Source organism: Salmonella sp. SJTUF15581, from assembly GCF_043356775.1.
Lineage (GTDB): Bacteria > Pseudomonadota > Gammaproteobacteria > Enterobacterales > Enterobacteriaceae > Salmonella > Salmonella enterica.
The window spans coordinates 1-26,504 of the sequence record NZ_JBEUJY010000008.1; the positions used below are offsets into that span (position 1 = coordinate 1).

At 52.5% G+C, this 26,504-nt stretch carries 25 protein-coding genes and 2 pseudogenes; 8 read left to right on the top strand and 19 right to left on the bottom strand.

Going from position 1 to position 26,504, the window contains the following annotated elements:
• From ABVN36_RS14705 to ABVN36_RS14715, 3 genes and pseudogenes are all read right to left on the bottom strand, one after another.
• Nucleotides 1-215: GtrA family protein (locus ABVN36_RS14705; RefSeq protein WP_139780424.1), on the bottom strand; the 215-nt coding region annotated here is incomplete at its 3' end.
• 460 nt (nucleotides 216-675) lie between these two features.
• A complete protein-coding gene (locus ABVN36_RS14710; RefSeq protein WP_033903559.1) occupies nucleotides 676-885 on the bottom strand; it encodes a hypothetical protein in 210 nt (69 codons plus the stop codon).
• 199 nt (nucleotides 886-1,084) lie between these two features.
• Nucleotides 1,085-1,459 (bottom strand): annotated as a pseudogene (locus ABVN36_RS14715) (ATP-binding protein); the annotation flags it as partial.
• A gap of 3 nt (nucleotides 1,460-1,462) precedes the next feature.
• Between ABVN36_RS14715 and ABVN36_RS14720 the strand changes: the two are divergent.
• Nucleotides 1,463-1,702: pseudogene (locus tag ABVN36_RS14720) on the top strand (efflux RND transporter permease subunit); the annotation flags it as partial.
• A gap of 50 nt (nucleotides 1,703-1,752) precedes the next feature.
• Here ABVN36_RS14720 and rclR read toward each other — a convergent pair.
• The gene (rclR, locus tag ABVN36_RS14725; protein ID WP_000339625.1) at nucleotides 1,753-2,607 is read right to left on the bottom strand and encodes a reactive chlorine-specific transcriptional regulator RclR; all 855 of its coding nucleotides are present in this window, start codon (nucleotides 2,605-2,607) and stop codon (nucleotides 1,753-1,755) included.
• 215 nt (nucleotides 2,608-2,822) lie between these two features.
• On the opposite strand from rclR, the gene rclA reads away from it, so the two are divergent.
• The 3 genes from rclA to rclC all read left to right on the top strand — a co-directional run bounded on the left by rclA (nucleotide 2,823) and on the right by rclC (nucleotide 5,114).
• Nucleotides 2,823-4,148 carry a reactive chlorine resistance oxidoreductase RclA gene (gene rclA, locus ABVN36_RS14730; RefSeq protein ID WP_023137892.1) on the top strand — a complete coding sequence of 442 codons (1,326 nt, stop codon included), beginning with the start codon at nucleotides 2,823-2,825 and terminating at the stop codon, nucleotides 4,146-4,148.
• 156 nt (nucleotides 4,149-4,304) lie between these two features.
• Nucleotides 4,305-4,541, top strand: coding sequence for a reactive chlorine resistance periplasmic protein RclB (gene rclB / locus ABVN36_RS14735; RefSeq protein WP_000913122.1), 237 nt, complete (start codon nucleotides 4,305-4,307; stop codon nucleotides 4,539-4,541).
• A 12-nt stretch (nucleotides 4,542-4,553) separates the two neighbouring features.
• Entirely contained in the window at nucleotides 4,554-5,114 is a 561-nt protein-coding gene (gene rclC / locus ABVN36_RS14740; RefSeq protein ID WP_000362177.1) for a reactive chlorine resistance membrane protein RclC, read from the top strand.
• A 94-nt stretch (nucleotides 5,115-5,208) separates the two neighbouring features.
• On the opposite strand, the gene ABVN36_RS14745 is transcribed toward rclC, so the two are convergent.
• Entirely contained in the window at nucleotides 5,209-6,384 is a 1,176-nt protein-coding gene (locus ABVN36_RS14745) for a DnaJ family molecular chaperone (RefSeq protein ID WP_001033461.1), read from the bottom strand.
• A 325-nt stretch (nucleotides 6,385-6,709) separates the two neighbouring features.
• Between ABVN36_RS14745 and pheP the strand changes: the two genes are divergently transcribed.
• Entirely contained in the window at nucleotides 6,710-8,104 is a 1,395-nt protein-coding gene (gene pheP, locus ABVN36_RS14750; RefSeq protein WP_000786288.1) for a phenylalanine transporter, read from the top strand.
• Nucleotides 8,105-8,145: 41 nt separating this feature from the next.
• On the opposite strand, the gene ABVN36_RS14755 is transcribed toward pheP, so the two are convergent.
• Entirely contained in the window at nucleotides 8,146-9,393 is a 1,248-nt protein-coding gene (locus ABVN36_RS14755) for a mechanosensitive ion channel family protein (RefSeq protein WP_001156965.1), read from the bottom strand.
• Nucleotides 9,394-9,702: 309 nt separating this feature from the next.
• On the opposite strand from ABVN36_RS14755, the gene ABVN36_RS14760 reads away from it, so the two are divergent.
• A complete protein-coding gene (locus ABVN36_RS14760; RefSeq protein WP_023137891.1) occupies nucleotides 9,703-11,673 on the top strand; it encodes an autotransporter domain-containing esterase in 1,971 nt (656 codons plus the stop codon).
• Nucleotides 11,674-11,839: 166 nt separating this feature from the next.
• Nucleotides 11,840-14,569, top strand: a complete 2,730-nt coding sequence (locus tag ABVN36_RS14765; protein ID WP_020898512.1) for a sigma 54-interacting transcriptional regulator — start codon at nucleotides 11,840-11,842, stop codon at nucleotides 14,567-14,569.
• 127 nt (nucleotides 14,570-14,696) lie between these two features.
• Here ABVN36_RS14765 and ABVN36_RS14770 read toward each other — a convergent pair whose 3' ends face one another.
• From ABVN36_RS14770 to ABVN36_RS14810, 9 genes are all read right to left on the bottom strand, one after another.
• On the bottom strand, nucleotides 14,697-15,683 hold the full coding sequence (locus ABVN36_RS14770; protein WP_023137890.1) for an SIS domain-containing protein: 987 nt from the start codon (nucleotides 15,681-15,683) through the stop codon (nucleotides 14,697-14,699).
• Between the two features lie 66 nt (nucleotides 15,684-15,749).
• On the bottom strand, nucleotides 15,750-16,793 hold the full coding sequence (locus tag ABVN36_RS14775) for an SIS domain-containing protein (RefSeq protein WP_077908589.1): 1,044 nt from the start codon (nucleotides 16,791-16,793) through the stop codon (nucleotides 15,750-15,752).
• 32 nt (nucleotides 16,794-16,825) lie between these two features.
• Nucleotides 16,826-17,680, bottom strand: coding sequence for a PTS system mannose/fructose/sorbose family transporter subunit IID (locus tag ABVN36_RS14780; protein WP_010835289.1), 855 nt, complete (start codon nucleotides 17,678-17,680; stop codon nucleotides 16,826-16,828).
• A gap of 2 nt (nucleotides 17,681-17,682) precedes the next feature.
• Complete coding sequence (locus ABVN36_RS14785) at nucleotides 17,683-18,426, bottom strand: PTS mannose/fructose/sorbose/N-acetylgalactosamine transporter subunit IIC (RefSeq protein ID WP_000927522.1); 744 nt, start codon at nucleotides 18,424-18,426, stop codon at nucleotides 17,683-17,685.
• A 14-nt stretch (nucleotides 18,427-18,440) separates the two neighbouring features.
• Entirely contained in the window at nucleotides 18,441-18,911 is a 471-nt protein-coding gene (locus ABVN36_RS14790; RefSeq protein WP_000594177.1) for a PTS system mannose/fructose/N-acetylgalactosamine-transporter subunit IIB, read from the bottom strand.
• Nucleotides 18,889-19,338 carry a PTS sugar transporter subunit IIA gene (locus tag ABVN36_RS14795; RefSeq protein ID WP_001216659.1) on the bottom strand — a complete coding sequence of 150 codons (450 nt, stop codon included), beginning with the start codon at nucleotides 19,336-19,338 and terminating at the stop codon, nucleotides 18,889-18,891. The genes ABVN36_RS14790 and ABVN36_RS14795 overlap by 23 nt, the downstream gene beginning before the upstream one ends.
• A 199-nt stretch (nucleotides 19,339-19,537) precedes the next feature.
• The gene (gene nfsB, locus ABVN36_RS14800) at nucleotides 19,538-20,191 is read right to left on the bottom strand and encodes an oxygen-insensitive NAD(P)H nitroreductase (RefSeq protein ID WP_023137888.1); all 654 of its coding nucleotides are present in this window, start codon (nucleotides 20,189-20,191) and stop codon (nucleotides 19,538-19,540) included.
• 96 nt (nucleotides 20,192-20,287) lie between these two features.
• A complete protein-coding gene (locus ABVN36_RS14805) occupies nucleotides 20,288-20,656 on the bottom strand; it encodes an MmcQ/YjbR family DNA-binding protein (RefSeq protein ID WP_000348999.1) in 369 nt (122 codons plus the stop codon).
• A complete protein-coding gene (locus tag ABVN36_RS14810; RefSeq protein ID WP_000113609.1) occupies nucleotides 20,656-21,237 on the bottom strand; it encodes a TetR/AcrR family transcriptional regulator in 582 nt (193 codons plus the stop codon). Before ABVN36_RS14810 ends, ABVN36_RS14805 begins: the two co-directional genes overlap by 1 nt.
• Before the next feature lie 288 nt (nucleotides 21,238-21,525).
• Here ABVN36_RS14810 and ABVN36_RS14815 point away from each other — a divergent pair, with 288 nt between their 5' ends.
• Nucleotides 21,526-21,867, top strand: coding sequence for a RamA family antibiotic efflux transcriptional regulator (locus ABVN36_RS14815; RefSeq protein WP_000155633.1), 342 nt, complete (start codon nucleotides 21,526-21,528; stop codon nucleotides 21,865-21,867).
• A gap of 5 nt (nucleotides 21,868-21,872) precedes the next feature.
• Here the strand turns inward: ABVN36_RS14815 and ABVN36_RS14820 are convergent, their stop codons facing one another.
• From ABVN36_RS14820 to ABVN36_RS14835, 4 genes are all read right to left on the bottom strand, one after another.
• Nucleotides 21,873-22,121: a DUF1158 family protein gene (locus ABVN36_RS14820; protein WP_000682497.1), complete on the bottom strand. Its 249-nt coding sequence runs from the start codon at nucleotides 22,119-22,121 to the stop codon at nucleotides 21,873-21,875.
• Nucleotides 22,122-22,187: 66 nt separating this feature from the next.
• The gene (locus ABVN36_RS14825) at nucleotides 22,188-23,306 is read right to left on the bottom strand and encodes a YbdK family carboxylate-amine ligase (RefSeq protein WP_001196911.1); all 1,119 of its coding nucleotides are present in this window, start codon (nucleotides 23,304-23,306) and stop codon (nucleotides 22,188-22,190) included.
• An 11-nt stretch (nucleotides 23,307-23,317) separates the two neighbouring features.
• Nucleotides 23,318-24,022, bottom strand: coding sequence for an enterobactin synthase subunit EntD (gene entD, locus ABVN36_RS14830; RefSeq protein ID WP_023137887.1), 705 nt, complete (start codon nucleotides 24,020-24,022; stop codon nucleotides 23,318-23,320).
• Nucleotides 24,023-24,067: 45 nt separating this feature from the next.
• Nucleotides 24,068-26,323 (bottom strand): TonB-dependent siderophore receptor, encoded by a 2,256-nt coding sequence (locus ABVN36_RS14835; protein WP_017466026.1) that lies wholly within the window; start codon nucleotides 26,321-26,323, stop codon nucleotides 24,068-24,070.
• Nucleotides 26,324-26,504: the final 181 nt, after the last annotated feature.

Sequence of the window (26,504 nt, forward strand, 5' to 3'; positions counted from 1 at the left end):
CCCACGTACATCATGTAGCGAAGCGTGGTGGTGCTGGCGTTAAAGGTGAAGCGCGCATTGGCATAGAAGCTGAACGATACGGCGATAACAAAACCGGAAAAGTTCGCCAACGCCTGATGCGTATGCATCCCATACACACAAAAAGCAAATACGCCCCAATGAATAAGCGTGTTAAGAACACCGATCGATGTGTACTTAGCGAATAACTTCAACATTATGAAAATCAGCGGATTCGGAAAGGTCTGGAGTGTAGCACTACAAATTGCTTTGATCGATATAAACGATCAATAATATGATATTTAATAGTTTAAACTTATTGTTATCTTATTAATTGATCGTTGTTACCGATCGATTGGGGCTACTGATTGCTGAGTGGGTTGGGACAAAAACGGGACACACAAAGCTTTGCATCGGCTTGCAAGGCTTTGCATGTTTTTCGAAGATGGGGCGAGTGTGAGTGCCGTAGTAATGGGATAACTTGTTGTTAGCTCAAGTAGTTCCAGAAACATCTAAGCCGTGGGTCGCAGGTTCGAATCCTGCAGGGCGCGCCATTTAACCTCTCAAAATTATGTTAATCCGTAAGCTTCTGCGGCGGCGACGTTGCGCCATCCGCTGTACGTGACGCTAATATGCAAATAACTAATTGCGTTTAATCTGTTTATGGTACTCCTCAGCCTAGATCTCGTGGGAGAAAGAATGGGCATTATTCATCGATTGATGGATGACCATTGCTTTTTCATGGTCGTCCATTTCAGAAAAGGGTGTCGCATTTTCCACTGTAGTCAGGGCGCTGGGTTTCTGTGTCTGAGCCATTTGCTGGTGCGCGAAGGCGTCACCGTTATTCATCATCTCATGCGCCGTGGCGGATAATTGGCGAGATTCCATTTTCTCTGCGGCTTTTACGCCAGCTGAAATAAAAAAACGACAGCTAAAAGGGATGTAAACTTATTTATCTTATTTCTCCGGTGTGGGTTAATAAGAGAAATAATAAAACAGTTGTTGGGGCTGGCGCGTGACGGGATAATGGCGATGATGTCAGAGTATTTTGCTGGCTAGTGATAGCGCCTTTCACTATCGCTACAGTTCAACGGAGGTGTTTGGGTAATGTCAAAATAAAACGAGGAGCGCGCGTATCGGAGGTGACAGAAACTTTTCCCTGATGCGCAATGACGATGGATTTTACAATTGCCAGGCCTATACCGCTGCCTTCCCCTTTACGCTGGCGGGAGGGATCAACGCGATAAAAACGATCGAAAAGGCGCGGCAAATGTTCCGGCGCGATTGGCGTACCGGGGTTTTCAACAATAATATGTATCTGGTCGTCCGCTTCTTTTATCCGAAGAGTAATGGTTTTACCTGGCGGCGTATAGCGCATCGCATTAGAGAGTAAATTACTGATCGCTCTGCGCAGCATGATGGGATCGCCGGTGATTCAGCAGGCGCGGCCTTCAAAGCGCAAGCTCCCAACACCTTTTCGGCAGAAACACTCAATGAGGCGCTCTACCACGGGGCGGTGCTCCGGGTGCGGCCAAAAGCCATGACGGTAGCGGTGATTATCGCCGGTCTGCTACCTGTTTTATGAGGGACCGGCGCGGGTTCTGAGGTGATGAGCCGTATTACCGCGCCGTTGCTGTCGCTGTTTATCATTCCGGTAGCCTACAAGCTGATGTGGCTGCGCAGGCATCGTCGCCTTGCGGCATAACGTGTGTCGCCCGCCTGCGGCGTCAAACTGTAGGCGGGTTCAGCCTACGTTTATCGTCCGAGCGCGCTGACCCGTTTGCGGTACTCGCCTGGTGTACAACCGAATTCACGGACAAAAGCTTTGTGAAAAGAAGATTCGCTCGCATAACCTACCGACTCGGCAATCACCATCACCGGCAGCGCTTCACGCGACAGGGTCTGGGCGGCGATTTGCAGGCGCAGCGTTGTTAACACGGCTAAGGGCGTTGTAGCGGACACGTCGCGAAATAGCTGGGCGAAGCTCGCCCGCGACATGTGTACCCGTTGCGCCAGCGTTTCGACCGTCCAGGGATGCGCCGGTGTTTCCAGCATGTGAAGGATCACGCGGCCCAGCCGGGGATGCAGCAATAAATTGAGCACGCTTTTCGCTGTGCCAGCCTGCGATAGCCAGTCGCGAACGGCGAGGGTAAACAGCGTGGCGCACTGCTGACTGTATAAGACATCAGCGCCAGGTAAATGGCGTTCTGACTCCTGCTGTAACAGCAAAATGGCGGCGTTAAGCCAGATACTGGCGGGGCTATGCGGCGGCGGGGCAAGACATAACACTTCCGGCAACGCGGTAAGGAAATAACGTGACGTCGTGTGCAGACGTAGACTACCGCACACGATATGTGTCGGTGCTTCGCCAGACTGGCGCAAACGGTGGGCGGAGTTTTGCGGCAGAATCACCACCTTTCCCGGCGTAAGCGTCATGGCGTCGCCGGTAGGCATTTCCAGTTGCGCTTCGCCCTGCGTAACGGTATGCCAGCGAATCACCGATAGCTCGCCAGCGGCGTGCGGCAACTGCCAGTCGCCGCCTAACGGGCAATTCTTGTCGATTGAGCCCTGAGGGGCGTTAAGCGTCAATAGCCGACTAAGCGCATCCATATAGACTCCAAAACAGATTCTTTTTCAAAAATAGGGATAACCATTTCTGTCTCTGATCACTATATTTCGGACTCAATGTCATTTCTACTCTTGTTTTTGCTAACCGCCAATTTAGACGATAAGACAAAAAATGACGCGTTGCGGATAACCCTGTTTTTTTTGACGTTATTTATACTTGTCCTGACAAACAGATGGTGATTTGGCGGAGAAAGAAGATGACACAGTATCAGGCGCTCATTATTGGTTTTGGCAAGGCAGGAAAAACGTTGGCGGCAACTCTGGCGAAGACGGGATGGCGCGTGGCGATTATCGAACAGTCCGCCAGTATGTTCGGCGGAACCTGCATCAACATTGGCTGTATTCCAACGAAAACGCTGGTGCATGACGCGGAACGTGAGGGCGATTTTTCTGTCGCCATGCAACGCAAAGCGGCGGTTGTAAATTTTTTACGCGACAAAAATTTTCATAATCTTGCCGACCTGGACAATGTCGATGTGATTGAGGGAAGGGCGGAGTTTATTGATAACCATACCTTACGGGTATTTCAGGCGGACGGCGAGCGGGTGTTACGGGGAGAAAAGATCTTCATTAATACTGGCGCAGAGTCGGTGATCCCGGCTATTACGGGCTTAACAACGACGGCAGGGGTGTTCGATAGCACCGGGCTACTCAGCCTGAGCCAGCGTCCGGCGCGGCTGGGGATTTTAGGCGGCGGTTATATTGGCCTTGAATTTGCCTCAATGTTCGCCAACTTCGGTACGAAGGTCACTATCTTTGAAGCATCGCTGCAATTCCTGCCTCGTGAAGATCGGGATATCGCGCAGGCAATTACCCGCATTTTACAGGAAAAGGGCGTCGAGCTGATTTTAAACGCCAACGTACAGGCCGTATCCTCAAAGGAGGGCGCGGTACAAGTAGAAACGCCGGAAGGCGCGCATCTTGTGGATGCCCTGCTGGTGGCGTCGGGGCGAAAACCGGCGACGGCTGGTTTACAGTTGCAGAACGCCGGCGTGGCGGTGAACGAACGCGGCGGGATCATCGTGGATGATTACCTGCGTACCACGGCGGACAATATCTGGGCGATGGGCGACGTTACCGGTGGGTTGCAGTTTACCTATATTTCACTGGATGATTTTCGTATTGTACGCGACGGGTTATTGGGAGATGGCAAACGCAGTACCCGCGATCGCCAGAATGTTCCGTATTCCGTCTTTATGACGCCGCCGCTCTCTCGTGTCGGGCTGACGGAAGAACAAGCGCGGGCAAGCGGCGCAACGGTGCAGGTGGTGACATTACCGGTGGCGGCGATCCCTCGCGCCCGTGTTATGAACGATACTCGTGGCGTACTAAAAGCGGTAGTGGACGTGAATACGCAGCGTATTGTAGGGGTGTCATTGTTATGCGTCGATTCTCATGAAATGATTAATATCGTTAAAACCGTTATGGATGCAGATTTACCTTATACGGTGTTACGCGACCAGATATTTACCCATCCTACAATGAGTGAGTCTTTAAACGATCTCTTCTCTCTCATTAAGTAAAACATAAATAACGTAGCCCTGTTAATCAGGGCTTTTTTTTGCCTGTCAGGCTATAAAAATACGCCAGGACAAATATGCTGGCGTCTGAAAGAAAAGGCTTTAGTCAGGCATAACGTATTATAACACCATTGAAATAACCCACGACTGGAAATCTCGATGTTAAAAATTACCACGCTTATTGCTTCATTATTGGCTGCGCCGCTGGCGTTTTCCGCCTCCGCCCAGCCGCTAACTGACGTTGAATATATCAGCGTTTCTGCGGTGTCAGCAACGCCGTCAATGCTTGAAGACGCTATTGCCAGACTGGCGCAAAGTAAACAGGCGTCGTCATGGAAAATTACGTCCATGCGTATTGATAATACGGGTTACGCCACTGCGATATTATATAAATAAGGAGAGCCTGAGATGGATAAATATCTTCGTCTGTTAAGTCAGGGGGATCGGCTGGGATTAACATTAATTCGCCTGAGTATCGCCATCGTTTTTATCTGGATTGGACTACTAAAATTTGTGCCCTATGAGGCAGACAGTATTACCCCGTTTGTAGCGAACAGCCCGTTTATGTCTTTTTTCTATGAACATCCGGAAGAATATCGTCAGCATCTGACTCATGAGGGCGAACTAAAACCGGAGGAACGCGCCTGGCAAACGGCCAATAATACGTATGCGTTTTCGGATGGTCTGGGCGTGGTGGAATTGATTATCGCGGCGCTGGTACTGGCTAACCCTGTCAGCCGCTGGTTAGGGCTGGCAGGCGGCGTGCTGGCATTCCTGACGCCATTTGTCACGCTGTCGTTTTTAATCACCACGCCGGAGGCCTGGGTTATGCCGCTGGGCGATGCGCATTATGGTTTTCCGTATTTATCGGGCGCCGGACGGCTGGTATTAAAAGATACGTTAATGCTGGCAGGTGCGGTGATGATCATGGCGGACTCCGCCCGTTCGTTACTTTTACAGCGACAGTAGCGACCCTCTTACCCTCTTACCCTCTTACCCTCTTTATGCCGCGATTCGTCGGATGGCGCTTGCGCCATCCGACAATGTGTTGATGAATGATGAACTACCCTGACAGAAGTTCCTGTTCCACCTGTTGAACCTGCGCCTCCAGCGTATTGCGAATTTCGGTTAGCGCCCGTTCCTGCTCGGAGAAATAGGCTTCCTTATCCGCAACGGAAGAGGCGAGCCGCCAGGCGTTTTCCGTTTCCAGTTGCGTTATCTCTTTCAACAGCGCGTCGATTTGCGTGCGGAGCTGGCGTATTTTATGGCGCAGATGTTCCAGATTATTTAGCCTGTCGCTTGCCATCATCGGTTCCAGACCGCTTTGCAGCTGCGTCAATAACGCGCGAATTGCCGCCAGATCGGCATTCTGCCGCGCCTGATTAAGCTGTACCATCATCTGGTGCGCTTTTTCTTTCAATTCATCGGCGACCACATCCGGGTGACACAGGCGGCTGGCCTGACGCCACAAACGTTTTAATTCACTGCGTTCGTCAGCCGACAAACGTTGATCGCGGGCGTAGCGGAATTGCGCTTCCTGCTGCTGCTCCCGGTACTGGTGATAGTCCTGTTCCGCATTTTCCTGCGCCTGGCGGAATGCGCTGTCGTCCTGATGGGAAAAATCCGCTTCCAGCTCGCGAATTTCCGCCAGCAACGCGGTAATTAATTCCGTCTGCTGCTGGATTCGCTGACGGATTCCCACCGCTTCGCGCGAGGCGGCATTCAATCCTGTCCACTGCTGTTTTAGCGTTGCCAGTTGATCCACGGCCTGGGAAATAAATTGCAGGCAGGATTGATAATCCTTTTCCCGGCGTTTTATTTCGGCTTCTTGCTTACGCTGCATACTCACCGCGAGCTGTTTACGCAACTCCAGAATACGGCTCATCAACGGCCCGAGGCGCAGATGATAGAGGTCGTTGAAATCGTCGAGGATTTGTACCCGCGCATTTCGTTTGTCAATCAGATCGCGAAGTTGGGCTTCAAGCGCTTTCAGCTCCAGTTTACTGGCGGCAATAGAGGGATCTTGCCACGTCGAGAGCGCCCGTTGAGTCTGTAGCCAGGCGGCGATCTCTTGCATGGCGTCACTGAATCGACGAGCTTCAATCGCCTGGGCAATCGCGCTGATTACGGCATCCTGCGGCTCATTTTTCAGGTAGATGAGCTGCTGACGGATAATCTCTTCGTCCTCAAGTTCGATGGCGCTTTTGATGATCTCTAAACGTTTGATGATCTTATTCATGACGTTGATGCCTGGCGTGGCTCAAAAACGGATAACAGATACCAGGTCTGATTCACCTTTTTGAAAATACTGAAAAAATACTAAATGTATTCTGTAGGGTGTCGTACTTTTCGTCCAGAGTTATTCACATATTTTATACTCGGCGTCTGTCACCCGTAACGTTCTATATCGGCGCGTACTCTTTTCTTTTTACTCCCCGCGACATCTTTTTTTACACGATAACGTTAACGTCCGGAGTTGAGCCTTGACAAACGATTGCGCCTTGCGGCAGCGAGAGCGAAATGTTAAAAGGTGCCCCTCAATAAAAACGATACAGGGGTAGGACGTGAAAAACGCGTCAACTGCATCCGGCGCCAGCGTGTCGGATGCCGCGTCGAAGAATGAACCGACGCTTCAACGGGGGTTGCAAAACCGCCATATTCAGCTAATTGCGCTGGGCGGCGCCATTGGCACCGGACTGTTTCTGGGCATCGGCCCGGCGATTCAAATGGCGGGGCCAGCTGTTTTGTTGGGCTATGGCGTTGCCGGGATTATCGCTTTTCTCATTATGCGCCAGTTGGGCGAAATGGTCGTGGAAGAGCCAGTTTCCGGCTCGTTTGCCCACTTCGCCTGGAAATATTGGGGGCCGTTTGCGGGTTTTTTGTCGGGCTGGAACTATTGGGTCATGTTTGTGCTGGTCGGGATGGCGGAGCTGACCGCGGCGGGCATCTATATGCAGTACTGGCTGCCTGATGTACCAACATGGGTATGGGCGGCGGCGTTTTTTATTATCATTAATGCCGTAAATCTGGTGAACGTTCGTCTGTATGGCGAAACGGAATTCTGGTTCGCGCTGATTAAAGTGCTGGCGATTATTGGCATGATAGGTTTTGGTCTGTGGCTGCTGTTCTCCGGCCACGGCGGCGAACATGCCAGCATTGATAACCTCTGGCGTTATAACGGTTTCTTCGCTACCGGTTGGCATGGTTTGCTTCTGTCGCTGGCGGTGATTATGTTTTCTTTTGGCGGACTGGAGCTGATCGGCATTACTGCGGCGGAAGCGCGCGATCCGCAAAAAAGCATCCCGAAAGCGGTGAATCAGGTGGTATACCGTATTTTGCTGTTCTACATCGGTTCGCTGGTGGTGTTGCTGGCGCTCTATCCGTGGGTAGAGGTGAAATCCAATAGCAGCCCTTTTGTGATGATCTTCCATAACCTGGACAGTAATGTGGTGGCTTCGGCGCTGAATTTCGTTATTCTGGTCGCGTCGCTTTCGGTGTATAACAGCGGCGTTTATTCGAATAGCCGAATGCTGTTCGGCCTGTCCGTACAAGGCAATGCGCCGAAATTTTTAACCCGCGTCAGCCATCGCGGCGTGCCGGTGAACTCGCTGATACTTTCCGGAGCGATTACCTCGCTGGTGGTGCTGATCAACTATCTGTTGCCGCAAAAAGCGTTTAGCCTGTTGATGGCGCTGGTTGTCGCGACGCTATTGCTAAACTGGATAATGATTTGTCTCGCGCATTTACGTTTTCGCGCGGCGATGCGTCGTAAAGGGCGCGAGACGCAATTTAAGGCGCTGTTCTATCCCGCCGGAAACTATTTGTGCATTGCGTTTCTGGCGCTGATTCTGGTGTTAATGTGTACGATGGACGATATGCGATTGTCGGCGATTTTGCTGCCGGTATGGATTGTATTCCTGTTTATCGCGTTTACCGTTTTGCGCCGTAAGGCTCATTAACTTTTTTGCCCGATCCCATGCTCATGCGATCGGGCAATCCATTAATGCCGCAATGTCCCTGACAGCGCGCGAATATCGCTGCCGGTCGGCGTCTGATGAATACGCAAGCCAAACTCTTCCACCACGGCAAAAATATGGTCGAAAATATCGGCCTGGATGCTCTCATATTCCAGCCACACGACGGTATTGGTAAAGGCGTAGATCTCTATCGGCAAACCATGATCGTCAGGCGCCAGTTGGCGTACCATCAGCGTCATATCTTTACGGATGCGCGGATGGTGGCGTAAATATTCGTTCAGATAGGCGCGAAATGTCCCGATATTGGTCATTCGGCGGTGATTTAAGGCTGATTCCGGCGCATCCAGTTGTTTATTCCATTCATCGATTTCCTGATGACGGCTGGTAAGGTACGGCTTTAACAGTTGCGCGGTTAACAGCCGCTGTTTTTCATCATCATCCAGAAAATGGATACTGGTCGCGTCAATATTAATACTGCGTTTAATCCGGCGTCCGCCGGACGCAGACATGCCGCTCCAGTTTTTGAACGAGTCGGAAACCAGTGACCAGGTGGGAATGGTGGTGATGGTATTATCCCAGTTGCGTACTTTTACCGTGGTTAAGCCAATATCAATGACCGCGCCATCTGCGCCATATTTTGGCATCTCCAGCCAGTCGCCCAGTTTGAGCATATCGTTGGCGGAAAGCTGGATACCGGCAACCAGGCCAAGAATCGGGTCTTTAAAGACCAGCATTAATACCGCGGCCATCGCGCCCAGCCCGCTGATTAAAATTGCTGGTGACTGGCCAATCAGCAGTGAGATCATCAGAATGCCGACGATAATTGCGCCGATGAGCTTAATACCCTGAAATATTCCTTTTAGCGGTAACTGAGAGGCGGCGGGCCATTTTTGCGATAGATTGAAAATCACGTCCAGCAGAGAAAATAACGACAGCAGGGCGTAGGTCATAATCCATAACTGCGCGCAGGTCGTCAGGATATCCGCAGCCTCACTGCCTTTTTGTAGCCAGAGCGCGGCCTGAATATTGACAATGATGCCTTGCAGCGTAAAAGCCAGACGATGGAATAATTTATTCTGGGTAATAATTTGCAGCCACAGGCGGGAACTGGCGTTGGCACGTTTTTCGAAAGCGCGCAGTACTATCCAGTGCAAAATAATATGCACGACAACTGCTGTCAGAAAAATAATACCAAATATCACCACCAGCGACGTGGTGTGATTCATTTCAATTCCCGCTAAATCTTCTACCTGGGATATCAATTCCTGCATAATCTCTCCTTTATAAACAGCAGCCTATGATGACTGCTGAATGGCATTTATGCAAATCAGGACGCCTGCGCTTCCGGCATAATCAGCAACAGACGGGTAAAAGCGCCTCTGGGGTTATCCATACGCTATATTTTATCCAGCGCCCTATAAACGTCGTTATTTTACGCGGTTCCCTCTTTTTGAACAGGCGCCAGTACGTCAACAATGAATGAAAACTTTTTAACCAGATGTTTAAAACGATTGCAATATCTCTGTCGGATAATGATTAGCACCGTCGTACCTATCAACAATAACATTAAGGAACATCGGATGACCCAAAAGCGTACCCTGCTAAAATACGGCATACTCTCGCTGGCGCTGGCCGCGCCATTATCTGCCTGTGCGTTTGATTCTCTTACGGTAATTGGCGATAGCCTTAGCGATACCGGGAATAACGGTCGCTGGACCTGGGATAGTGGTCAAAATAAGCTCTACGACGAACAGTTGGCCGAACGATATGGGCTGGAATTAAGCCCTTCCAGCAATGGCGGCTCTAATTATGCCGCCGGCGGCGCGACGGCGACCCCGGAATTAAACCCGCAGGATAATACCGCGGATCAGGTACGGCAGTGGCTTGCCAAAACGGGGGGAAAAGCCGACCACAACGGTTTGTATATTCACTGGGTCGGCGGAAACGATCTGGCGGCGGCCATCGCGCAACCAACCATGGCACAGCAAATAGCCGGTAATAGCGCCACTAGCGCGGCGGCGCAGGTAGGGCTGTTACTGGATGCCGGCGCCGGGCTGGTCGTGGTGCCAAACGTACCGGATATTAGTGCGACGCCAATGCTTCTGGAGGCGGTAATCACCGCCGGGCTGGGCGCAGCGGCACCCCCGGCGCTAAAAGCGGCGTTAGAGGCGCTGGCGGAGGGAGCTACGCCCGATTTCGCCAGTCGGCAACAGGCGATCCGCAAGGCGTTGCTGGCGGCGGCTGCAACGGTAAGCAGCAATCCGTTTATTCAGCAACTGCTCGTTGAGCAACTGCTGGCGGGCTATGAAGCGGCGGCAGGGCAGGCGTCAGCTCTGACCGATTATTATAATCAGATGGAAGAGAAGGGGCTGGAGCAACACGGCGGCAATATAGCCCGTGCCGATATCAACGGCCTCTTTAAGGAAATTCTTGCCAACCCGCAGGCGTTTGGTCTGACAAATACCGTAGGCATGGCCTGCCCGCCGGGCGTATCCGCTTCGGCGTGCTCCTCGGCAATGCCTGGATTTAATGCGTCGCAGGACTATCTGTTTGCCGATCATTTACATCCCGGTCCGCAGGTCCATACCATTATTGCGCAATATATCCAGTCGATCATTGCCGCGCCGGTACAGGCGACATATCTGAACCAAAGCGTTCAGTCGATGGCGCAAGGTAGTCGTACCACGCTTGACAGCCGTTATCAGCAGCTTCGCCAGGGGGAAAATCCTGTTGGTTCACTGGGCATGTTCGGTGGATACAGCGGGGGATATCAACGTTATGATAATAATGAGGCCGACGGGAACGGTAATCATAATAATCTGACGGTTGGCGTCGATTATCAGCTTAACGAGCAGGTACTGCTGGGAGGGCTGATAGCCGGTTCTCTGGATAAGCAACATCCTGACGATAATTATCGTTATGACGCCCGTGGTTTTCAGGCCGCCGTATTCAGCCATTTACGCGCCGGTCAGGCGTGGCTGGATAGCGATTTACACTACCTGTCCGCTAAATTCAGTAACATTCAGCGCAGTATCACGCTCGGTGCGCTAAGACGGGTGGAAGAGGGCGAAACCAACGGTAGGCTGTGGGGCGCGAGGTTAACCAGTGGTTATGATTTTGTCATGATGCCGTGGTTAACGACCGGACCGATGCTGCAATATGCATGGGATTACAGCCACGTTAATGGTTATAGCGAGAAGCTCAATACCAGTACATCAATGCGTTTTGGCGACCAAAACGCCCATTCGCAGGTGGGTAGCGCGGGTTGGCGTCTGGATCTCCGCCACAGCATCATTCACTCCTGGGCGCAGATTAATTATCGCCGTCAGTTTGGCGATGATACGTATGTGGCGAACGGCGGCCTTAAATCGACCGCGCTGACGTTTAGCCGCGACGGAAAAGCGCAGGATAAAAACTGGGTTGATATCGCGATTGGCGCAGATTTTCCGCTGTCGGCAACGGTGTCCGCTTTCGCCGGGCTGGCGCAAACGGCAGGGTTAAGCGATGGCAATCAAACCCGTTATAACGTTGGGTTTAGCGCCCAATTTTGATGACACGCCAGGGAGGGCCAACCCCGTTCGTTCGTGACACGATGAGCCGAAAGCGCAACGGTAAGTTTTATAAAAAGTAAGTATTTTCAAAAATGTGGGTGAAGCCTGTGACGTCGTTTGTAAATTATCGTATAAGCGGAGTTTACGTTTTTGGCGGGGCGCAGGTATGAATAAAGAGTCCATATTTCGTCAGTTGGAGCTACGGCTGGCCGGATGTTCACTAACAGCCGACGCGTTAAGCGGGTTTAGCGCAATGGCGATTGCCGACAGTCTCAGGCAAAAACGCAGCATTATTAGTCACCATCTTAATAACTTGCATCGTGAGCAGCGGGTGGTCAAAGTGAATAGCCGCCCGGTGCTGTTCCTGCCCGTCGAGGCGCTACGTCGTCACCACCGGTTGGCGGTTCGGCAGGGGGATTACGCGTCCATTCAGGCGCTGTGCGCGGAGCGGCAGGACAGTCTGGAGCTGCTCATTGGCGCACAGGGCAGCTTGCAGGAGTCCCTGCGTCAGTGTAAGGCGGCGATCAGTTATCCCGGCGCGGGCTTGCCTTTGCTGCTGCGCGGCCCGACGGGGACAGGAAAAAGTTTTTTGGCGCGTCAACTTTGGCAGTATGCCATCGAGCAGGGCATTTTGCCCCCGGAGGCGCCCTTTACCGTGTTTAACTGCGCCGAATACGCTAATAACCCGGAATTGCTGACGTCAAAATTATTTGGTCATGCTAAAGGTGCTTTTACCGGCGCAGACAGAGCGGTATCCGGGTTAATTGAGACCAGTAATGGCGGCGTATTGTTTATCGATGAAGTGCACCGTCTACCGCCGGAAGGGCAGGAAAAACTGTTCCATTTTATGGATAACGGCACCTGGCGTCGCTTAGGCGAAAGCAGCGATGAACGCAGCGCCACGGTACGTCTGATATTCGCCTCTACCGAAGATCTGGAAAAGCACTTTCTGGCGACATTTATTCGCCGGATACCGGTCATTGTCAAAATTCTGCCTATCGCCGAACGCGGACAATATGAGCGGCTGGCGTTTATTCACCATTTTTTTCGTCGCGAGGCGCAGCGTCTTCATCACGATTTGTCGCTGGATAGTGAAATTATCAGCCAACTGATGCAGGAGACCCTGGAAGGGAATGTCGGCGGCCTGGAAAATCTCATTCGTAATATTTGCGCCAGCGCCTGGACTTTCGGCCAGCGTGACGATGGGGTACTGGAAGTAAAAGCCGGGCAACTGCCGGATCGTCTGCTGATGGAGGTGCCCTTTACCGTTCCGCAGACGGCGGAACGCGTCATGATTTATCGCGAAGGTGGCGTTTTTCCGCGAGTTTCCGGTCAGCATCAGGAATATTTACGGTTGACGGAAAACATTTGCGGCCTGTGCGAAGAGCTGGCGCAGGAGAATATTTCCGCACGGACGTTTGACAAGCTGGTCTATCAAAACCTCACGTTATATCTCGATGCCTTAATGAATAAAGAGAGCCCTCGCGCTCGTCAGGACAAGCGGCTGCGTTTTATCGAAGATGTCGGGAAAGCGATCGCTGCACATTACGATCTCGAACTGAATGCGGAATTCGCTTATCTCACTGGACGTTACCTTACCAGCCTGCCGTTAACGCCGGTGGAGGCGTCGCCATCGGTTCGCCATGTGATGCTGCGCTGGCTGGAGGAGGCGCCGGGGCTGGCGCAGCGTGTGGCGCAAAAACTGCTGGACGTGGTAAATAATAAATATGATTTGTTGATCGACACGCTCGACAGACTGGTCGTGGCGGCCATAGTCAGTAATGCCATTGACGCCACCAGCGGCGGTAAGGTAAAAGCGCTTATCATCGCGCATGGTTATTCGACCGCCAGCAGCATTGCAGGCGTGGCGAACCGTCTGATTGGCGAAAAGATTTATCATGCGATGGATATGCCGATGGAGGTCGCGTTTAGCGATGTCAGCCGGGCCATTGTCGATTATCTCCAGCATACGGATACCCGCGCAGGCGTCATGGTGCTGATCGATATGGGATACACCAAAGAGATCGCCGATGCGCTTTTGAGCGTAATTCATGGCCCGCTGGTGGTGGTCGATAACGTTACGACGCGTCTGGCGCTGAACGTGGCCAGCGAGATCGCGCTGCAAAAAAACATCGAACAGATCGCCGAAGAGATCGTCCCGTTAAATCAGTCGCGCTGGGATGTCTTCTGGCCCGCGCAGAAAAAAGCGCGCGCGCTGCTGGTGACCTGTATTACCGGCATCGGGACGGCGTTTAAATTTAAAAATTTGATGGAAAAAAGTCAGTTGACCGACTTTGATATTAATATTATCGCCTGTGAATATACCCGTCTGAAAAACAGCCGGATGGCGGCCTCGTTGCTGAATCAGTATGAAGTGATTGCGGTTGTCGGCACCATTGACCCGCAGCTGGCGGGCGTTCCCTGGGTGGGGATTGAAGAGCTGCTTGGCGAGCAGGGGTATGCGCATTTAAGTCAGTTATTAAGCGGTTATCTTAACGATAAACAGATTGCGTTAATTAATAAAAATATGGTTCGCGAATTTTCGTTGCATAATGTGGTTAACTCGCTGACCATTCTCAATGCCAATAAGACGATAGGGCATATCGAAACGATTATTGCCGAATGGCAAAACACGCTGGGCTTCAGCTTTAATAATAATTTGATTATTAGTTTATATGTTCATTTGAGCTGTATGATTGAGCGGCTGGTCATGCGCAATGAAATTACCCACTATAAAAACATGACGGAATTTAATGAGCGGCATGGTGAATTTATCGCGATGGTAAATCATTCGTTTCAGCGGTTGAAAATTCTTTATAACGTGGCGCTGCCGGTAGCGGAAATTGGCTATATCCACGATATTTTCGAATTACGGATAGAGGATTTTCACTGGTAGCTGCGGTAGTTCAGGGAAAAAGGGGCGCTAGCGCCCCGCAGAAGAAAGGCCTGATGGCGCTACGCTTATCAGGCCTACAGATCGCTTTGTAGGCTGGATAAAGCGAAGCCGCCATCCGGCATAACTATTAATATTCAACTTTCCACATATACCGGCGGGTGGTCAGTGGGTGATTACGGGCTGCCGCCAGAGCGAGGTTATAAACGTCCAGCACACAGTTGTGCAACAAGCCGCAGAAGTATTCGCCAACGTCGGTGGGCAGATCCTGAACGCCGAGTTTATCCGCATCGATCAACTGCAGTTTTCCCTGATAGCGTTCAATAAAGCGAATCGCACGATCGTCCAGCGGGCGAGTACGACCACTGCTTTGCAGCAATATAAACGGCGTGCCCGGCTCGGTGATTTCGAACGGTCCGTGGAAATACTCTCCGCTATGTATGCTGGCGGAGTTGATCCACTGCATTTCCAGCAGAATACAGATAGACTCTTGATGCGCGGCGCCGAAAGAGGGGCCGCTGCCCATCATATAGACCACCTTCTCATCCTTCCATTCGGCGGCGAAACGCTGAGCATCTTCTTGTACCTGCCGTTGGGCGCCGTGAACAACGTCGCTAAAGCGCCCAAACGCGCTGACTAACTCATCGTATTGCGCATAGCCCTCTGTTTGGGCGAGAATTTCCAGCGCCAGCCACAGGCTGTATGCGGCTTTTTGTTGTGCAGGGTCGACCGTTTCCGGATAACGCGCCCACTGATATTCAATGATGTAGTCGCTGTATTCGCACAACGGCGTGTCAGGTTGGTAAACCAGACCGATGGTCGCCGCTCCTTTTTCACGCGCCACGCGGGCGGCTGCGACGGTTTCCGCCGTATTGCCCTGCTGCGAGGCGAGAATAACGACGCTATTTTTTCCTAATGCTTTTGGCGTGGCGTGGACAAATTCATTACTGGTGATATAACCGACAGCCAGTTTTGACGCTTCACAGTCCAGAAAGTATTTCCCTGGCCAGAAGCCGGTTAATGAACCGCCGCAGCCGACAAACCAGACGCGTTCAATGTTTTGTTTACCTAAAATATCGCTAATAATACGGCGGGCATTTTCATGAGCAACAGACATATTTATCTCCTTAGCGTGTAGCGCGTCCTCCGCAACAGCGCGGATAATAACGAGCATTAATAAAAATTAAATTTCTTGCTTACTTTTCATTTTTTGATGGAATTGCGGATCTTTGGGTATCGCCGGATTAATGCCTTTTTGCGGGGGTAATATCGCGCATAGCATTTGTAGCGGAATGATATATTCAAAGACGGCAAAGTCCTCATCATTGACAAACGGGAAATTCAGATTCAGACCATTATTTTCTACCTGCGGGCCGATGCGGTAAATAGACGGCGTCCACTCACCGAGTATTTGCGCCAGCCGATCCTGACGCGCGTCAGGCTGCGGGTCGAGCATAATGAGTGCGGATTGCGCATTAAAGGCGTTGTAAATACCGTGAATAAACTCCTCGAATTCGTAGCCCGACACTGGGCAGCGCAACGTTTCCAGCATCTTGAGCGCCCCCTCCTGCACCGTACCGAACAGCGTTGCCGGGCCGGTCAGACGAATATCTGCGCTATCGCGCAGCGCCAGCGCATTGGTTTGCGCCCACGCCTGCGAGGCGGTAATCAGCGCGGGCAGGTGGTTAAAGGTCTTCTCCATCCGCAGCAGCAGTGACTGGCGCTGTTCGCCGTCCAGCCGCTGTTGCTGCCCGGCGACGGCGAGCGCCAGCAGCATCAAATTGAGAACCGTGCAGTGATAGCCTTTTGTTTTCGCGCCAGCGGTTTCTTCGCCGCAGGGAACGGTAAGGATATAATCCGCCGCCCGGTCGATAGTCGCAGGCGCCACGCCAGCCATTGAGGCGGTGATATGACCAACATTGCGGGCGCGCTCCATCGCCGCCAGCGTTGAGAGGCTGCCGCCGCCCTGGGAGATGCCGACAACCAGCGCCTTGCCGCTGCGGGCAAGCGTCTCATCGTCAAGCATAAACGGCCAGCAGACATCCACCGGCAATGCGCACCAGCGCTGCATAAACGCGCGAGCGGTCAACGCGCCGTGGTATGACGTGCCGGAGCCTGTCAGAATAATGCGGGTGACGCCGCGTTCCGTTAGCGCCTGCGCCGCGCGCCAGAGATCTTCCCGCGTCTGCGTCAGCATCTCCAGCAGGCGAAGGGGCGTCTCGTTCATATAGTCTTCTACTTGCATAGTGTTACCTCTCGTCAAAGCAGGCCCAGCGCGCTGGCAAGAAGCCCAAACGCGACGGTGCCTAACAGGATCCAGTTAATGTTCACGCCCTTACGGATAAGTTTGTACATGCCGAGCGTGAAGAGCAGCGGCAGCAGGGAAGGGAGGATTTTGTCAATAAAATCCTGCACTTTCATGGTAGTCTGCCCGGCGGTAAAGCTCAGCGGGGTTGTAATGTCGATCATGCTGGCGGTCATGGCGCCGACGACCATCAACCCGACGATTGACGCGATATAAGTCACCCTGTCCATCAGCCCGCTTTGCCAGAGGCGCATCAGCCAGGTGGTCCCCGCCCGGTAGCCCAGTTTGAGGGCGTACCAGCGGCAGAGGATGTGCGGAATGTTATAGACCAGTAGGGCGAGAATCGGCCCCAGAATGCTGCCCTGCTGGGCAAAGTAGATCCCCATCCCGGCGGCGATAACTTTCAGCGATCCCCAAAAGATGGAATCGCCGATCCCGGCCAGCGGCCCCATCAGGCTGGTTTTAACGGCATTGATCGACTCTTCGTTAAAGTCCGGGTTGCGTTGATTTTCCTCCTCCATCGCAATCGACAGGCCAAAGACAAACGTTGACAGATGCGGCGTGGTATTGAACAGCACCAGATGGCGCTGTAAGGCACGCCCCAGTTCGGTGGGGTCCTGGTAGATACGCTTTAGCGCTGGCGACATAGCGAAGGCATAGCCCATATGCTGCTGGCGTTCATAGTTCCACGAGCCTTGCAACGTAAAGGAGCGCCAGAACACGCTGCGTAAATCGCGGGCGGTGATGCGGCTTTCGCTTTGCGAGTGAGCCTGTGCGTCGTCGATCAGGGTCTGCGTCACTTCACTCATGATTAGCCCTCCTGTTGGGATGTGTTAAGAAACTGGCTGATAATGAAAGCCAGCACCACGGCAAACAGCGCGATGGCGATGATGTCCAGTTTGGTATATGCGGCGATCAGAAAGCCCAGCCCAAGGTAAGGTATTAATTTGCTGCTAAGCATCATGCTGATCAGCAACGCGAAACCCAGCGCCGGCAAAATCTTACTGGCGACAACCAGGCCATTGGTAATAAAGGCGGGAATGGCGTCGAGGAACCAGGTGACGGCGGCAGAACCGAGCAAAATGGCGAAAAAGACCGGCAGAAAACCGCTTAGAAAATAGAGCAGCGTTGGGCCTCCCAGGTGCATAACGGCAACCATCCGGGTATTACCCTGCGCCGCATAACGATCGGCCATGTGGCCAAAGCGGGCGTTAACCACGCGCACCAGGACGCCGAGGGTCTGCGCCAGCATAGAGATAGGAATCGCGATGGTCAGCGCCGCTTCGGGCCCGCGCCCGGACATAATAGAAAACGCGGTCGCCAGCACCGAACCGGTGACGACATCAGGCGGTACCGCGGCGCCGATAGCGACATTACCTAAAAAGATCAGTTCCAGCGTCGCGCCGATCAGAATGCCTTCGTGTAAATTGCCGCAGACCAGACCGGTGAGGGCGCACATCACCAGCGGACGGTCAATCATCGACACGCCGAGTAAACGCCCGTCAAGAATACCTAGTGCGGCAATCAGGCCGAGCAGCGTTGCGGTGAGCAACATAGTGACCTCCGGGTTCAGAGTTTATCGTTAAGCAATTCGGCGGAATGGGCCGGAACCTGGCGCATTTCCAGACGGATGCCTTTGGCTTTTAGCGCCTGGCTATCGGCAATCTCCTGCTCGGTCAGGTATATGGCTTTGCCGAACTGCTGTGCGCCCTCTTTTTGCGCGATACCGCCGTAGTTGATAACGCTAATCCCTGGCACTTTCTCGACGAAGGCGAGGGTTTCGGCAGTATTTCCCAGCACCACCATCACTTTTTTGTGATCCAGCTTGCCGCTGGCGAGTTTTTCCGCCGCCTGTTCCACCGTGATAATGTCCAGCGACACGCCAGCGGGTTTTGCCAGACTTAATGACATAGAGACAAACGCGTCGCCGGCGGCGTTGGCGTTAGCGACGATGATATGGTCGATATCCAGCGCCCGGGTCCAGGCGAAGACCACCTGGCCGTGCAGCAGGCGGTAATCAATGCGCACTAATTTGATCATGGGATTCTCCCTGTAGGTCAGCGGATGGTTGTGTTATTAGCGTGTTGATAAAGACAATGGATTCACGCGCCGCATTGGTGGCGTAGGTAATGGCCGCGTCTGTGCTTTCTTCTTCACAGAGTAAAAACTCCAGCAGCAGAGTCATGTTGACGCCAGCCACCACAAAAACGTGACGGTGACGCATCAGCACTTTCGCGGCGCTATTGTTGATGCTGCCGCCGAGCAGATCGGTAAACACCACCACTTCTTCGCCGTTGGCTTGCGCGATCAGATTTTCGAGGGTTTGTTCAAGCTGCTCCGTGGTGACAATATCGCCATCGTAGGCGCAAACCGGTGTCACGCCGTGTTCGTCGCCAATCAGCAGCGATAGACTGTTAATAAGTCCGCGGGCAAAAGGGCCATGGCTGGCTACATAAACATGTCTCACCCGTTTTCTCCTTCATCCAGATAGGGGGTATCCAGATATGGCAAACGGCGTGCCAGTTTTAAATATTATTTATTTTCAATAGGTTGAAAGAGGAAGTTAACACTAGCGATGTAAAACCTGGCACTTCGCGCCATTGATCATTGAGGAACCTGGCAGAAAGGTGAAAAAAGCCGGACGGGCGTCCGGCTTAGGCAGGGGATTAAACTTCCGTCAGTGTGGTTTCAAGCGGCAGACGTGATTTCGGCAGCCCGGCGTTGAAATCCTCGATGCTATGATGGCCGACCGGCACCACGACCAGACTGGTATAGCCTTTTTCTTTCAGACCAAATTCAGCGTCGAGCACCTCGGCGTCGAAACCTTCAATGGGGACGGCGTCGAGACCCATCGCGGCGACGCCCAGCAGAAAGTTGCCGACGTTCAGATAGACCTGTTTCGCCATCCACTGGTGGTCATCTTTCAGCGAGACGCGGTGCATATCGGCGAAAAAGCGGCGACCTTTATCATTTGCCGCTTTAGCTTCCGGCGTAGCGAAACGGCCATCGGCTTCTTCCTGATCGACGACGCGCTCAAGCCATGCGTCATCCATTGCGGTTTTTGCGCAGAAGACCACCACATGGGAGGCGTCTAACATTTTACGTTCGTTAAACACATAATTGGCGGCGGCGGATTTTGCTACGCGCGCTTTGCCTTCTTCCGTACTGGCGACAATAAAGTGCCACGGCTGGGAATTGGTGCTGGAGGGGCTGTACTGTAGTAGTGTTTTTATTTTATCCGCTTCTTCGGCGGTCAGTTTTTTGCTGGGATCGAACGCCTTAGTGGAGTAGCGCTGTAAGGCGACAGAAACGATATCCATAAATGCTCCTGGTTGGTTTAGTACCCTTTTGTATCAGCAGGGTACCGGGTTATCGGTAAAAAGATAAGGGAGGAAAATGCGGAAACGGTTATTGCATCAGCGCGGCCGCAGGCGCAGTTGCTCTCTTTTAGGCAGCCCGTCTACGACCAGATTCCATGAGTCATTTATCAAATCGTTGAGTAGCGAGACGGTGATATCCTCGCCCGCATAGACTGAAATCCAGTGTTTCTTATTCATGTGATAGCCAGGCGCAATGCTGGGGTAAATTTGTTGATTTACCAAGGATTTTTGGGGATCCGACTTCAGGTTCACTACTGGGCGACAGTGATGTTCAGTGAACAGCATGAATATTTTGCCGCCGACTTTAAACACATCGTACTGTGGGCCGAAAGGCCAGCAGTGTTCGGTAAAAGGCAGTTCCAGCGCAAAGCGTTTTGCCCAGGCGTGCAGTGTTTGACCGTCCATTATTGCTCCTCGCGAGTCAGCGCGCGCCACATGGCTTCGAATCCCAGCGCAATATATTCGCCAGCGCGAGCGGGATCGCGCGCGGCGAAATCCATTGTTGTTTCAGCCAGCGCCAGAAAAAGGCCGTCGCCGAAGGCGCGGTACTCATCCGACATAAACACCATCAAAACGGAACGATGACATAAATCGCGCAATTCGGGGAACATATCGTCGGCCCGTTGTTCCGTCTCTTTGGTGAGCTTTTCGCTGACGGCCAGTTGACGGATCGCCCGATGGCGCGCGGGATGGTTCAGACCCCAACTGATGTAACTGTTCCAGATAAAACGGGTCATCATTTTGGCATCGGTAATGGATCGATCCAGCTCCATTATCATTGACTGGCAGAGATCCTGCTTTAAATGCAAATACAACGTGTTAATCAGCTCATCTTTGGTCGCGAAATAGCGAAACAATGTTCCTTCTGCAACACCTGCGTTACGCGCAATCACCGCCGTTGAGGCGGCGATACCGGATTGCGCTATCGCCTGGGTTGCCGCTTCCAGTAATGCTTGTTTTTTGTCTTCACTCTTCGGACGAGCCACTACACGTTACCCTTATGTCTGGAAAAACATGATTGAATCATGCCCGTTGTCGCGTCGCAACGGTGAATGTCAACCTTTGAAAAGTACCTTGACGGCGTATCTTTGCTTTTTATAATGAGTGCTTACTCACTCATAATCAAGAGCTGCCGCATGAAGTGGTAGAAAAGCATATTGCAGGCCATGCGATAAGCCGTCTCACAATTTATGTGGTTATTACTATGCTTATTGCTGTTGCCGTAAATGTGCGGTGCGGGAGCCGCTGACGAGTTTGATAGAGGGGAGAGCACGATGACCATTTCCGCTCAGGTTATCGACACGATTGTCGAGTGGATTGATGATAATTTGAATCAGCCGTTACGTATTGATGATATTGCCCGTCATGCGGGGTATTCCAAGTGGCACCTGCAGCGCCTTTTTATGCAGTACAAAGGGGAGAGTCTGGGGCGCTACGTGCGTGAACGGAAGCTAAAACTGGCGGCGCGCGACCTGCGCGACACCGACCAGAAGGTGTATGATATTTGTCTCAAGTATGGTTTTGATTCGCAGCAAACCTTTACGCGCATTTTTACCCGCACGTTCAACCTGCCGCCAGGCGCTTATCGTAAAGAAAAGCATGGCCGTACGCATTGAAATGTTTAATCGGCCAGCGAAAACCAGCGCCGCCAGATAAAGCGAATAACATAATATTCCAGCGCGCCGAGCAACAGAAACCATAAACAAAACAACAAAGTATAAAGCTGGTTGAGATCCATAAGATGAAAGATCCCGACCAGTTTTTGCGCCAGCGCAAGGCCGAGCGAAGGGGCGGGCAGCAGCAGGCTGGAGAGCAACGCCATCAGCAAAATACCGGCAGCGGTCATCAATGATTCAAGCGGGTGTTTCATGGCTTTGTTAAACGTAAGTTAAAACGCCATTGTCCGGGATATCGCCTGGTAAGGCAAATATGCTGTCTATTGTCCCGTCCAGATTTCACAATGTTTTTGTACCAGACCTATCAGCGATCCGCCGTCGGCAATAAACTCCCGCATATATTGCGCTTCGTTACCACCTTTTTTCACCTGCAGACGTAGCGCGTCAATGGCGCTGTCGGCGCCCAGCTTGCGCGCAGAGGGGGTAACGTTGTCCAGCAGACGCAGCGTATCATCTGCCAGGCGACGGCGGTCGCCGGTATAGACATCGGTTAGCACGCCCTCCAGACCATAGCGGCAAGCCTGAAAACGGTTGAATTTATATAACAGATAGTCTTGTTCCTGCGGTTTAAAGGGACGCTCGGTCAGCAGCCAGTGCGCGGTCGCCTGAATCAACCCTGCCATATTGATGGCATGATCAAGGGTGAGCGGCGTATCCATCACCCGAACTTCTACCGTGCCAAAGGCCGGGCTTGGGCGGATATCCCAGTGCAAATCTTTGATGCTGTCGATCATCGTGGTGTAAGACAGACGGCGAAATAGTCCGGCAAACTCTTGCCAGTTACTGACCCACGGCATGGGACCGTTATCGGGAAAAGCGGAAAAAATATTCAGGCGCGCGCAGGCAAAACGGGTGTCAGATCCTTGCATATAGGGAGACGCGGCGGAGAGCGCAATAAAGTGCGGCACAAAATGCGACAGCCCGTGTAAAAGATAAATCGCATCGTCGCCGTTCGCGCAGCCGACGTGGACATGCTGACCGAAAACCGTCGCCTGTTGAATTAAGTAGCCGAAATTTTCCAGCGTGCGTTGATAGCGCTCATTATCACAGACCTCCTGACGCTGCCATTTTTGAAAAGGGTGCGTACCGCCGCCGCAAATGCCGAGATGGTGTTCCGACGCCGCCTGTAAAATAACGTGCTGCATGGCAGAAAGTTGGGCCGCCGCCTGGTCAATATCGCGGCAGACGCCCGTGGCCATCTCCAGCATACTTTCGGTGATATCGTGCTTAATTTCTCCCGCAGTAAGTTGGGGCTTAACGGCGTCGATCAGCGTAGAAGAGTCCTGACTTAAATCGTAGCCAGGTGGATTGATCACCTGCATCTCCAGCTCAATACCAAGCGTATAAGGTTCAGAAACGTGAAAATCATTCAGCGCCATAGCGATCTCATTTATCGGGGGATTGCGCTAAGTATAGAAGCGGGAGCGCTCCTGTCGTGGGGAAAGCGCGTTATTGCAGAAACAAGAGTAATAACGCTATTGCCACGTTGAAACCATTCTGTACGGACGGTACGTTCAGCCATCGTGGCGGCAAAGGCTGGCAGCAGATGTAACGAGATGTGCGTGGCGGTAAGTGAGATAACTTTTGCGCTATTGAATCCCGGGAGCGTGACGCGGTCTGAAAAGGCTTTATAAACGCTCTCTTTGGCGGAGAAAGCCAGCGTCAGGGCAAGCGGAAAAGGGAGCGAGCTCGCCTGGAGAATTTGGCGCTCATCGCTATCAATAATGGACGGCGCCAGCTCTGTCGCCGTGTGCTGACTCATGATTTTTTCTATATCAATGCCGATACGCTGTCGGGATATGACGGCCAGCGCCGTTGTCGCACAGTGGCTGATGCTGCCAAATAGGCCGTCCGGCCATAGCGGCTGTCGCTTGCCGCCAATACCGGGCACTGTCCTGACGCCCACCTCGCGTAGCGCATGAACGGCGGCGATGCGGCCTGCCAGATGTTCAGCTTTACGCTTGCGTCCGGCAGACCGGAGCCGATCGTGATGAGGAAGCCATAGCAGGTCGTGTTCGTGAAAGCTGCTCGCATCAAAGTCGACGATATGCAGCCTGTGTCCGGCAAAGGGAAGGGGAAAATGAGATGTCAGCATCGTTTTTGCCAATTCCCTCCCCGAATGAGGGAGGGAAGGTTGCCATCAGAAATGGGTATTAATGCTCATATACCACGTACGTCCCGGTTCGTTATAGGTGTACGCGCCAGCGCCCGCCATATAAGCGCCAGTTTGAGTATCCCTGACGGTTTGCGCGTTACCTTCACGCCACAGACGTTTGTCAAAGAGGTTATCCACGCCACCGGTCAGGCTGACATTTTTGGTCACGTCCCAGGTCGCGCTCAGGCCAACAATACTGTATGGGCTGACCGCTTGCTTATCTGTTCCGGTAACGGGGTTACCCTGATAATCATATTTCTTTGGCTCTTGTTTGCCGTACCAGGTGAAGGTCGATTGCAGAGAAACGTCCTGACGTACCTGCCAGCTCAGGGTTGAGTTAAGCGTGTACTGTGGAATAATCGACAGGCGTTCGCCGGTCTCTTTGTTTTTGCTCTGCAGCATATACGTAACGTTATTCGTCCAGTTGACGGTGTCGCTAACCGGTACGTTTAACGTGCCTTCCAGACCTTCAACGACCGCTTTCGGCACGTTCTCCCACTGATAGACATCCGTTTTGCCGTTGTTGATACGCTGCAACGGCACCGTACCCGCTTCAATCTTATTGCGGTAATCATTGCGGAACCAGGTGATGCCGGCCAGCCAGCCATCGCGTTTAAATTCCAGACCGATCTCTTTATTGATGCTGGTTTCGGCTTTCAGATCATCGTTACCCATCATATAGCAGCCGATGCCGGTACCCGCGCCAGTCGCGTAGCAACCCTGACCTTTACTGTACAAAATATAGTTTGGGTTAGTCTGGTACAGACTCGGGGCTTTATAAGCGCGGGCGATTCCCATTTTCAGGGTAAAGTCATCCCCCAGACCTTGCGACAGGTTCAGCGACGGGCTCCAGTTATCCCCCACAATACTGTGATGATCGAAACGTAGCCCCGGCGTCAGCATGGTGCTGTCGGTCAGTTCCATGTTGTTTTCAGCAAACAGAGAGAAAATTTCCGCTTTTGAATAGGGGCTACGATTGGTACTGCTATAACCCGGGATATTTCCCCCCATAAAGGTTTGCGAGTTGGAGAGCTCGTCTTTCATACGCTGTTGGGCCCATTCGGTACCCAGCGTCAGGTTTTGATTGACCAGCAGATCGAAAGGAAGGCTCACTTCGCTGTGTAGGGTGACGTCATTCAAATCGGCATCGGCATATTTTTGCGATGCTTTGGGATCGAAAATTCCTTCGGTGCCGCCTGCCAGGCCTTCCGGCATCCGGGAGTTACGGGTATGTTCGTATTGCACCCAGTTACTGGTGGTTACGCCATTATTCCAGCCGCCGTTCCAGGTCAGAGAGTAGTTCTGCCGATAGAGGCGGTTCGTCTCTTTTCCGTAATTGTCTTTCACCAGTTGGTTCGTATTGGTGTTCTGAGTATCACCGGCATAGAGGTTGCCCTGGCGACTGTAACCGGCCTCCAGCTCCAGAGACTGAAGCGGAGCAAAATCCCAACGAACCACGCCGTTGATATCTTTGTTAATGACCCCCTCGCGTCCTGCTGGTAGCGTGTCGGCGTAACTCCCGGTACGTTCAGACTGATGCCCCTGGTTAATATTACGCGCATCAGCCTGCGTTTTGTCGAGGTTGCCATACAGACGGAAGCTGAAATCCCCGCCCAGCGGGCCGTTCAGGCTAAAGTTAGTGCGTTTGGTCGCGCCTTCGTCTTTATGTTCCGGCGCGTTGAAATAGGTATTCCAGGAACCGTGCCACTCGCTACCGCCTTTTTTGGTAATGATATTGACCACGCCACCCGCCGCGCCGTTACCGTAGCGTGCGGCGGCAGGGCCACGCAGCACTTCAATGCGTTCGATCATCTCCGGCGGCACCCACGCGGTATCGCCGCGGGTATCGCGTTCGCCGCGCCAGCCCAGGCGCACCGAGTTACGGCTGGTGACGGGTTTACCGTCTATCAGGATGAGGGTGTTTTCCGGCCCCATGCCGCGAATATCGATTTGGCGGTTATTCCCGCGCTGACCGCTGGTGGAGTTGCCGGTCAGGTTCACGCCCGGCATGGTGCGGATGATTTCTGACACGTCGCGCGCGGGCGGATTTTTGCGGATCTCATCGGCGGTGATGGTGGATACGCCTGGCGCCTGTAGGTTTTGCTGGGCAGCGGTCACCACGATGGTGTCTTCATTGGTGAGCGCAGCGCTATCGGTTTTTTCTTCTGCCATCACGGGCAGAGCGGCCCCGTAAATCCCTAAATTGACCAGTAAGGTCAGGGAATGAATCTTCTTGTTCATTGTATATCCTGCTTTTCTTTAGCCACATAAGCCAAAGCGCCCGTCAAAGGCATTGGCCGGGTGGTGAAATTGTGTTCGCGCGTCCCATAGCGCGACAATACGCTATTGCAAATGCAAATAGTTATCAATAATATTATCAATATATTTCACCTTTTATATACAAAATTCATAATAAACACAG

Bases quoted from the DNA above. Each gene is read 5' to 3' on its own strand.
- ABVN36_RS14775 (WP_077908589.1), bottom strand. From the start codon at position 16,793: ATGAACGAGACGCCCCTTCGCCTGCTGGAGATGCTGACGCAGACGCGG.
- ABVN36_RS14805 (WP_000348999.1), bottom strand. From the start codon at position 20,656: ATGGACGGTCAAACACTGCACGCCTGGGCAAAACGCTTTGCGCTGGAA.
- ABVN36_RS14825 (WP_001196911.1), bottom strand. From the start codon at position 23,306: ATGGCGCTGAATGATTTTCACGTTTCTGAACCTTATACGCTTGGTATT.
- rclA (WP_023137892.1), top strand. From the start codon at position 2,823: ATGACACAGTATCAGGCGCTCATTATTGGTTTTGGCAAGGCAGGAAAA.
- ABVN36_RS14785 (WP_000927522.1), bottom strand. From the start codon at position 18,426: ATGTTGCTCACCGCAACGCTGCTCGGCCTGATTGCCGCACTAGGTATT.
- ABVN36_RS14815 (WP_000155633.1), top strand. From the start codon at position 21,526: ATGACCATTTCCGCTCAGGTTATCGACACGATTGTCGAGTGGATTGAT.
- ABVN36_RS14790 (WP_000594177.1), bottom strand. From the start codon at position 18,911: ATGATCAAATTAGTGCGCATTGATTACCGCCTGCTGCACGGCCAGGTG.
- ABVN36_RS14765 (WP_020898512.1), top strand. From the start codon at position 11,840: ATGAATAAAGAGTCCATATTTCGTCAGTTGGAGCTACGGCTGGCCGGA.
- ABVN36_RS14760 (WP_023137891.1), top strand. From the start codon at position 9,703: ATGACCCAAAAGCGTACCCTGCTAAAATACGGCATACTCTCGCTGGCG.
- ABVN36_RS14710 (WP_033903559.1), bottom strand. From the start codon at position 885: ATGGAATCTCGCCAATTATCCGCCACGGCGCATGAGATGATGAATAAC.
- entD (WP_023137887.1), bottom strand. From the start codon at position 24,022: ATGCTGACATCTCATTTTCCCCTTCCCTTTGCCGGACACAGGCTGCAT.
- ABVN36_RS14835 (WP_017466026.1), bottom strand. From the start codon at position 26,323: ATGAACAAGAAGATTCATTCCCTGACCTTACTGGTCAATTTAGGGATT.
- nfsB (WP_023137888.1), bottom strand. From the start codon at position 20,191: ATGGATATCGTTTCTGTCGCCTTACAGCGCTACTCCACTAAGGCGTTC.
- ABVN36_RS14820 (WP_000682497.1), bottom strand. From the start codon at position 22,121: ATGAAACACCCGCTTGAATCATTGATGACCGCTGCCGGTATTTTGCTG.
- ABVN36_RS14780 (WP_010835289.1), bottom strand. From the start codon at position 17,680: ATGAGTGAAGTGACGCAGACCCTGATCGACGACGCACAGGCTCACTCG.
- ABVN36_RS14770 (WP_023137890.1), bottom strand. From the start codon at position 15,683: ATGTCTGTTGCTCATGAAAATGCCCGCCGTATTATTAGCGATATTTTA.
- rclB (WP_000913122.1), top strand. From the start codon at position 4,305: ATGTTAAAAATTACCACGCTTATTGCTTCATTATTGGCTGCGCCGCTG.
- ABVN36_RS14755 (WP_001156965.1), bottom strand. From the start codon at position 9,393: ATGCAGGAATTGATATCCCAGGTAGAAGATTTAGCGGGAATTGAAATG.
- rclC (WP_000362177.1), top strand. From the start codon at position 4,554: ATGGATAAATATCTTCGTCTGTTAAGTCAGGGGGATCGGCTGGGATTA.
- rclR (WP_000339625.1), bottom strand. From the start codon at position 2,607: ATGGATGCGCTTAGTCGGCTATTGACGCTTAACGCCCCTCAGGGCTCA.
- ABVN36_RS14745 (WP_001033461.1), bottom strand. From the start codon at position 6,384: ATGAATAAGATCATCAAACGTTTAGAGATCATCAAAAGCGCCATCGAA.